This is a genomic window from Melaminivora alkalimesophila (genome assembly GCF_000282995.1).
Lineage (GTDB): Bacteria > Pseudomonadota > Gammaproteobacteria > Burkholderiales > Burkholderiaceae_C > Melaminivora > Melaminivora alkalimesophila.
The window spans coordinates 1-7,032 of record NZ_ALEE01000155.1 but is presented as its reverse complement, the minus strand read 5'-3'; the positions used below and the strand labels follow the sequence as shown (position 1 = coordinate 7,032).

Here is a 7,032-nt window from a genome sequence, read left to right as displayed (position 1 = left end):
CGCCCCGGCCGGCGCCGGCCGGTGGCGCGGCGCCCGCACCGGCGCCGGGGGGGCGTCCCAGCGCCTCGCCGCCCAGCGCCCCGCGCGTCGACACGGCCGAGCAGCGGGCGCGTGACACGGATGCGCGTGCCATCCTCGAGGCGGAGCTGCGCAAGGCGGAGGCCAGGCTGGCCGAGCTGCGCACCGAATACAACGACGGCGCGCCGCAGCGGACGGCGCAGGAGCAGCTCAATCCCCAGGCCTACGCCGAGCGCACGGCCGAGTTGAAGGCCGGTGTGGCGCGCGCCGAGGCGGATGTCGCCGGCATCAAGCGCGAGCTGGGGCGCTTGAACCGCTGAGGGCGCGGCGCGCGTCCTACATGCAGGCGGTACCGGGGCCGACCCGGTGGACCCGGAGGGACTTTGACAATGGCTCGCATTGTTCAACCAACCGGAGTCCAGACATGTCGGAACACAAGAATGATGCCAACCGCGACCCGCTGACCAACGAGCCCGGATCCCACCCGGTCGGCACCGGGGTGGGGGCGGCCGGGGGCGCCGTGGCGGGCGCCGCCGCCGGCTCCTTCGGCGGGCCCATCGGTGCGGCGGTCGGCGGCGTGGCCGGCGCCGTGGTGGGTGGCCTGGCGGGCAAGGCAGCGGCCGAGTCGGTCAACCCCACGGCCGAGGACGCCTACTGGCGCGAGAGTTACCAGCGCGAGCCCTATTACGTCTCGGGCCGCACCTATGACGAATACCGCCCCGCCTACGAGCTGGGCTGGAGCTCGGCAGGCCGCTACGAGGGCGATTTCGCCGCCGTGGAGCCGAGTCTGTCGCGCGATTGGGGTGCTGCGCGCGGCACCAGCACCCTGGAATGGGAACAGGCCCGGCCGGCCACGCAGGCCGCCTGGGAGCGCGCACGGCGCAACGCCGCAGCCGCCCCCGCGGGCACTGGCACCGGCACGCTTCGCAATGAGGAAGTGGTGGACGTGCTCAATGATCTGCTGGAATGCAGCCGCGACGGCGAGTATGGCTTTCGCACTTCCGCGGAGCACGCGGACAGCCCGGAGCTCAAGCAGATCCTGGAGCGCCATGCGCAGGAATGCGCCGCGGCCGCGGCCGAGTTGGAGCGCGAGGTGCGCAACCACGGCGGAGAGCCGGCTTCCGGCGGCACGGTCACGGGCGCCATGCACCGCGGCTGGGTGTCGGTGAAGACGGCACTGACCGCCAACGACGACAAGGCGGTGCTGAACGAGTGCGAGCGCGGCGAAGACGCCGCGGTGGCCCGCTACCGCAAGGCGCTCAAGGCCAACCTGCCCCCCAGCGTGCGTGCGCTGGTGGAGCGCCAGGCCCAGGGGGTGCAGCGCAACCACGACGAGATCAAGGCACTGCGCGACCGTTACAACGCCGCTTCCTGAGGTCGGCAGGCCGGCATTGGCGCCACAGAAGACCGGCCCCTTCCGGGGGCCGGTTTTTTCATGCGGCAAGCCAATATGCCCCGGCCTCAGGCCGCGAGGTGCAAGACCACCGGGGCGTGGTCGCTGGGCTGCTTGTTCTTGCGTGGCGTGCGGTCGATGTGGCAGGCGTTGACCTGGGCGCGCAGCGCCTCGCTGACCAGGATGTGGTCGATGCGCAAGCCCCGGTTCTTCTGAAAGCCCAGCATTCGGTAATCCCACCAGGAAAAGCTCTTCTCGGGCTGCTCGAACAGCCGGAAGGCGTCGGCCAGACCCAGGCCGAGCAGTGCCTGGAAGTGCGCCCGTTCCTCTTCGGTGTGGTGGATGGTCCCGGCCAGGCCCACGGGGTCGAAGGAGTCGCGGTCTTCTGGGGCGATGTTGAAGTCCCCCATGAGCACCAGCCGCGGATGGCGGTCCAGCTCGCCGCGCAGCCACTCCTGCAGCGCCTGCAGCCAGCGCATCTTGTAGTCGAATTTGTCCGAGCCCGGAGCCTGGCCGTTCACGAAGTAGCCGTTGACCACGCGCAGGGGCCCTCCCGGGCCGTCCACCGTCGCGGCGATGACGCGCGCCTGGTCGTCGTCGTGCCCGGGGATGTTGCGCACCACCTCTTCCAGGGGCGTACGGCTGAGGAGCGCGACCCCGTTGTAGGTGCGCTGGCCGAAGCTCACGGCCTGGTAGCCGGCGGCGTGGAAGGCATCGTGGGGGAATTTCTCGTCCACGAGCTTGAGCTCCTGCAGCCCGAGCACGTCCACCGGATTGGCAGCGAGCCAGTCGAGCACCTGGGGGAGGCGCACGGTCAGCGAGTTGATGTTCCAGGTGGCAAGTTGCATCTCTGCTCTTTCCAGCATCGGGTCTTCATGGGGTGCGCCGTTCGTAGCGCACGAAGCTGTAGGGCAGCCCGCCGGCGCCGGTGGTGGGGGGGCTGCGCAGGGTCTCGATCCATTCCGGGCCCAGCTCGGGCGCCCACGCGTCGCCCTCGAAGGCGGTGCCGATCTCCGTCACTTCCACGCGGTCGGCCAGCGGCAGGACCTGCGCGTAGATCTGGGCGCCACCGATGACCCACGCCGTGGCCGGATGGCCTCGGCGCGCGAGCGCCAGGGCATCCTCCACGCTGGCGCTGCGCTCGGCGCCCGGGGCCCGCCAGTGCGCCTGGCGGGTGACGACGATGTTGCGGCGCTCGGGCAGGGGCCGAAAGCGCGGCGGCAGGGAATCCCAGGTCTTGCGACCCATGATGACCGGGCAGCCCTGCGTCAGCGCGCGAAAGTGCGCCAGGTCCTCGGGCAGGTGCCAGGGCATGGTGCCGTCCCGGCCGATGACGCCGTTGAGGGCGCGCGCGTAGATCAGTGCGACCTGCATGGGCTGGCCAGCCGCTCAGACGGCCACCGGCGCCTTGATGGCCGGATGGTGCTCGTAGCCGAGGATCTCGAAGTCCTCGAACTCGTAGTCGAAGATCGAGGCCGGCCGGCGGCGGATGTGCAGCTGAGGAAAAGGATAGGGCTCGCGCCCGAGCTGCGTCTGCGCCTGCTCCAGGTGGTTGTTGTAGAGGTGGCAATCCCCTCCGGTCCAGATGAAGTCGCCCACCCCCAGGTCGCATTGCTGCGCAACCATGTGGGTCAGCAGGGAGTAGCTGGCGATGTTGAAGGGCACGCCCAGGAAGATGTCGGCGCTTCTCTGGTAGAGCTGGCACGACAGCCGGCCCTCGGCGACGTAGAACTGGAACAGGGTGTGGCAGGGCATCAGCGCCATCCGGTCCAGCTCCGCCACGTTCCAGGCGCTGACCAGGATGCGGCGCGAGTCCGGGTCGTTCCTCAGGGTATCGATGACCTGCTGGATCTGGTCGATGTGGCCGCCGTCCGGGGTCGGCCAGCTGCGCCACTGCACGCCGTAGATAGGGCCCAGATCGCCGTCCTCGCGCGCCCACTCGTCCCAGATGGTGACGCCGCGCTCCTGCAGCCAGCGCACGTTGCTCTCGCCCCGCAGGAACCACAGCAGCTCCAGCGCCACGCTCTTGAAATGCACGCGCTTGGTGGTGATGAGCGGAAAGCCCGCGCGCAGGTCGAAGCGCATCTGGTGGCCGAAGACGCTGCGCGTGCCGGTTCCCGTGCGGTCTCCCTTGGCGACGCCGTGCGCGTACACATGGCGCATGAAGTCTTCGTATGGGGTTGGGACGGTGCGGGTGGTCATCGGGAAAGGCGCCGCGGCGGCGCACGCAGGGCAGAAAAAGGGCAAGTATCCCACGTGGGCCGCCGCGGCCCGCATCGACAATGGCAAGCCCCGTCTTTTTCCGGAGAACCCTTGCATGCCCTCTCTCATCCGCCGCACTTCCGTTGCCGCCGTGGTCCTCGCCAGCGGGGCGGTGCTGTCCCTGGCCGCCTGCAGTGGCCCGCAGGCGGCGCGCCCGGCGGCGACCGCCGCGCAGCCTTCCTCAGCCGGGCAGGAGGCGCTGGCGAGTTTGCGCCCCTGGCTCGGCACGTACCACCACGACGGCCACGACTACCTGCGCCAGGGCGCGCTGGCGGCGCGCCTGCAGGCGCTGCTGGGGCCGGAGCACTACGCGGCGCTGCTGGCCAACATGCAGGTCGCCGGTCCTCTGTCGCAGGAGGGAGGTGTCTGGTTCGTCACCGGCAACCGCCCCCATCAGGGGGGCAGTGAGCAGGCGGCGATCGCCATCGATCCGCAGCGCGACGCCCTGCGGGTGTGGCTCAGGCACCGCGGCCGCGCCCAGGAGTTCACCGATCCGCAGGGAGCCGTGGTGCCCTGGCCGCAGGACGTGCGGACCCTGCTGCAGAACGCTGGGGAAGGCTGAGCGGCCCGGGCGCTGCGGCGTGGCCCGGATCAGTCCTCGAGCAGCACGCAGCCCGGATTCATGATCCCCTGCGGATCCAGGGCCTGCTTGATGGCGCGCATCATGCGCAGCGCCACGGGGGACTTGTACTGCACCAGGGTTTCGGCCTTCAGCGTGCCCACGCCGTGCTCGGCCGAGAACGAGCCGCCGTGCTCCGCCACGGCGTCGTAGACCAGCGCATTCACGCGCGGCTCCTGCTCGCGCAGGAAGGCGGCTGCGTCGCCGCCCTTGGGCGCCTGGACGTTGTAGTGCAGGTTGCCGTCACCCAGGTGGCCGAAGGTGACCAGGCGCGCGCCCGGCACCTCGCGCGCCAAAAGGGCGTCGGTGTGGGCGATGAAGGCGGGAATGCGCGAGGCGGCGACCGAGATGTCGTGCTTGATGTTCAGGCCCTCCTCGGCCTGTGCGAGTGGAATGCTCTCGCGCACGTGCCACAGCTCGCGCGCCTGCGCGATGCTGCCCGCCACCACGGCGTCCAGCGCGCAGCCGTCCTCGAAGGCCCGCTCCATCAGGTGCTCGAAGCGCGCGCGTGCGTGTTCCTCGCTCTCGCTGTCGCTGTTTTCCAGCAGCACGCACCAGGGCGCCCCGTCCATGCCCACAAAGGGCACGCGCAGCTGCGGCATGTGGCGCGCCACCAGCGACAGGGAGAACTGGTTCATGACCTCGAAGCCCGTCAACCCCGCCCCCAGGTGGCGGTGCGCCAGGCCCAGCAGCTGCACGGCGGCCTCCATCGAGGGCACGGCTGCCCAGGCCGTGAGCTGCGCCACCGGACGGGCGTGCAATTTCAGCGTGGCGGCGGTGATCACGCCCAGCGTGCCCTCGCTGCCGACCATCAGGTTGCGCAGGTCGTAGCCGGTGTTGTCCTTGCGCAGGCCCGACAGGCCGTCCCAGACCTCGCCTTGCGGCGTGACCACCTCCAGGCCCAGGCACAGATCGCGGGCGTTGCCGTAGCGCACCACCTGCGTGCCCCCGGCGTTGGTCGCCAGGTTGCCGCCGATGGTGCAGCTGCCTTCAGCCGCCAGCGACAGGGGAAAGAGAAAGCCTGCCTGGGCGGCCGCCTCTTGCACGGATTGCAGGATGCAGCCGGCCTCCACCGTCATCGTCAGGTTGGCCGCGTCGATGCCGCGCACGCGGTTCAGGCGCGACAGGCTCAGCACCAGCTGCGTGCCGCTGGCGTCGGGCGTGCTGCCCACCGACAGCCCGGTGTTGCCGCCCTGCGGGATGAGCGCCGTGCCGAAGGCCGCGCAGGCACGCACCACGGCCGCCACCTCGGCGGTATTGCCCGGGCGCACCACGGCCAGGGCGCGGCCGCTCTTGCGCCGGCGCCAGTCCTGCTCCCACGCGCTCAGGTCGCCTTCGGTCAAGACGTGGGCGGCGCCGACGGTCTGGCGCAGGGTGTCGAGCAGGGCAGCAGCAGTCATGTCGCGGATCCTCGGAAAGGCAAGATGGGGGGCGCAGCCTCAGGCCGGCAGCGCGGGCGCCGCGGCCCGGGCCGCGCGCTGGCGCAGCCGCACGTGCAGCGCGCAGGCCAGGAACAGCACCAGGCAGAGCGCCACCTCGGCAAGGGCCAGCCAGCGGCCCGGAGCGGCGTCACCCCAGGCGCGCACCACGCCCTCGGTGAAGTACAGCCAGACCAGCAGGCTGACCCAGCGGTAGGTGTACATGCGGCGCTTGAGCAGGCCGGCCAGCGGCACGGCCAGCGGCAAGGCCTTGAGAACCAGCCAGGAGCCGCCCGGGCGCAGCGGCGCGAGCCACATCTCCCAGGCGACGCTGAGCGCGATCAGGGCCAGCAGGCTGCCGACGGCCAGCCAGCGCGTGGCGGCCACGTCCGTGCCGACCACGGAAAGGCCGGGCGAAGAGGGAGCAGGGGCGGGAGCAGGCATCGGGCTGGCATCATATCGGCCATGGCCTTGACCCCACAGCTTGCCGCGCAGCGCCTGGAGGCCTGGCTGCTGCAGCTCTCGCAGTTCCCGTGGCGCACCACGGTGCACACGCTGCGCGAGCGCTACCGCGAGGACCGGCTGGGGCTGACGGCCAGCAGCCTCACCTTCACCACGCTGCTGGCGCTGGTGCCCCTCATGACGGTGGCGCTGGCGGTGTTCACGGCCTTCCCGACCTTTGCACAGATGCAGCAGGTGCTCGAGCGCTGGCTGATGGACAGCCTGATTCCGGTGACCATCTCGCGCCAGGTGCTGGACTACATCACCCAGTTCGCGGCGCAGGCGAGCCGGCTGGGGGCGGTGGGATTTTCCATTCTCACGGTGACGGCGCTGGCGCTGATCCTGACCATCGACCGCACGCTCAACAACATCTGGCGCGTGCGGCGCCTGCGCCCGCTCGGGCAGCGCGTGCTGATCTACTGGGCGGCCCTGACCCTCGGGCCGCTGGTGCTGGCGGGCAGCCTGGCGCTGACCAGTGCGGTGGCGTCGGCGGCCTCGCAGGGGCTCGGGGAGGCCTTGCCGGGCGGGGCACGGCTGCTGTTCGACGGCATCGAGTTCCTGGTGCTGGCCAGCGGCATGGCAGCGCTCTACCACTATGTGCCGAACACGCACGTGCAGTGGCGCCACGCCTGGGCGGGCGGGCTGTTCGTCGCGACGGGCATTTCCCTGGCGAAGAATGTGCTGGTGCTGTATCTCGCGTCGGTGCCGACCTACTCCGTGCTCTACGGCACTTTTGCCACGCTGCCGATCCTGTTGCTGTGGATCTACGTTGCCTGGGTGATCGTGCTGCTGGGGGCGGTGGTGGCGGCCTACCTGCCGAG

The 7,032-nt window shown here is 70.8% G+C and carries 9 protein-coding genes; 4 read left to right on the top strand and 5 right to left on the bottom strand.

Annotated elements, in window-relative coordinates; all coding sequences use genetic code 11:
* Both A612_RS02435 and A612_RS02430 read left to right on the top strand, forming a co-directional pair.
* Positions 1-338, top strand: a 338-nt coding sequence (locus A612_RS02435) for a hypothetical protein (RefSeq protein ID WP_019373015.1), incomplete at its 5' end; no start/stop codon positions are given.
* Positions 339-442: 104 nt separating this feature from the next.
* A complete protein-coding gene (locus A612_RS02430; RefSeq protein WP_019373014.1) occupies positions 443-1,393 on the top strand; it encodes a ferritin-like domain-containing protein in 951 nt (316 codons plus the stop codon).
* 86 nt (positions 1,394-1,479) lie between these two features.
* Here A612_RS02430 and xth read toward each other — a convergent pair whose 3' ends face one another.
* From xth to A612_RS02415, 3 genes are read right to left on the bottom strand one after another with little or no spacing between them, the layout of a single operon-like run.
* Entirely contained in the window at positions 1,480-2,259 is a 780-nt protein-coding gene (xth, locus tag A612_RS02425) for an exodeoxyribonuclease III (RefSeq protein ID WP_019373013.1), read from the bottom strand.
* A gap of 25 nt (positions 2,260-2,284) precedes the next feature.
* Positions 2,285-2,785, bottom strand: a complete 501-nt coding sequence (locus A612_RS02420; RefSeq protein ID WP_019373012.1) for a dihydrofolate reductase — start codon at positions 2,783-2,785, stop codon at positions 2,285-2,287.
* A 15-nt stretch (positions 2,786-2,800) separates the two neighbouring features.
* Positions 2,801-3,613: a thymidylate synthase gene (locus A612_RS02415; RefSeq protein WP_040435715.1), complete on the bottom strand. Its 813-nt coding sequence runs from the start codon at positions 3,611-3,613 to the stop codon at positions 2,801-2,803.
* A gap of 115 nt (positions 3,614-3,728) precedes the next feature.
* On the opposite strand from A612_RS02415, the gene A612_RS02410 reads away from it, so the two are divergent.
* Positions 3,729-4,235, top strand: coding sequence for a hypothetical protein (locus A612_RS02410; RefSeq protein WP_040435716.1), 507 nt, complete (start codon positions 3,729-3,731; stop codon positions 4,233-4,235).
* Positions 4,236-4,264: 29 nt separating this feature from the next.
* On the opposite strand, the gene A612_RS02405 is transcribed toward A612_RS02410, so the two are convergent.
* Positions 4,265-5,692 (bottom strand): FAD-binding oxidoreductase, encoded by a 1,428-nt coding sequence (locus A612_RS02405; protein WP_019373009.1) that lies wholly within the window; start codon positions 5,690-5,692, stop codon positions 4,265-4,267.
* A gap of 39 nt (positions 5,693-5,731) precedes the next feature.
* The gene (locus tag A612_RS02400) at positions 5,732-6,154 is read right to left on the bottom strand and encodes a DUF2069 domain-containing protein (RefSeq protein WP_051001396.1); all 423 of its coding nucleotides are present in this window, start codon (positions 6,152-6,154) and stop codon (positions 5,732-5,734) included.
* Between the two features lie 21 nt (positions 6,155-6,175).
* On the opposite strand from A612_RS02400, the gene A612_RS02395 reads away from it, so the two are divergent.
* A partial coding sequence (locus A612_RS02395) for a YihY family inner membrane protein (RefSeq protein ID WP_019373007.1) occupies positions 6,176-7,032 on the top strand: 857 nt, incomplete at its 3' end.

Excerpts from the sequence above, each read along its gene's own strand:
- A612_RS02430 (WP_019373014.1), top strand. The coding sequence starts at position 443 with ATGTCGGAACACAAGAATGATGCCAACCGCGACCCGCTGACCAACGAG.
- xth (WP_019373013.1), bottom strand. The coding sequence starts at position 2,259 with ATGCAACTTGCCACCTGGAACATCAACTCGCTGACCGTGCGCCTCCCC.
- A612_RS02410 (WP_040435716.1), top strand. The coding sequence starts at position 3,729 with ATGCCCTCTCTCATCCGCCGCACTTCCGTTGCCGCCGTGGTCCTCGCC.
- A612_RS02420 (WP_019373012.1), bottom strand. The coding sequence starts at position 2,785 with ATGCAGGTCGCACTGATCTACGCGCGCGCCCTCAACGGCGTCATCGGC.
- A612_RS02405 (WP_019373009.1), bottom strand. The coding sequence starts at position 5,692 with ATGACTGCTGCTGCCCTGCTCGACACCCTGCGCCAGACCGTCGGCGCC.
- A612_RS02400 (WP_051001396.1), bottom strand. The coding sequence starts at position 6,154 with ATGCCTGCTCCCGCCCCTGCTCCCTCTTCGCCCGGCCTTTCCGTGGTC.
- A612_RS02415 (WP_040435715.1), bottom strand. The coding sequence starts at position 3,613 with ATGACCACCCGCACCGTCCCAACCCCATACGAAGACTTCATGCGCCAT.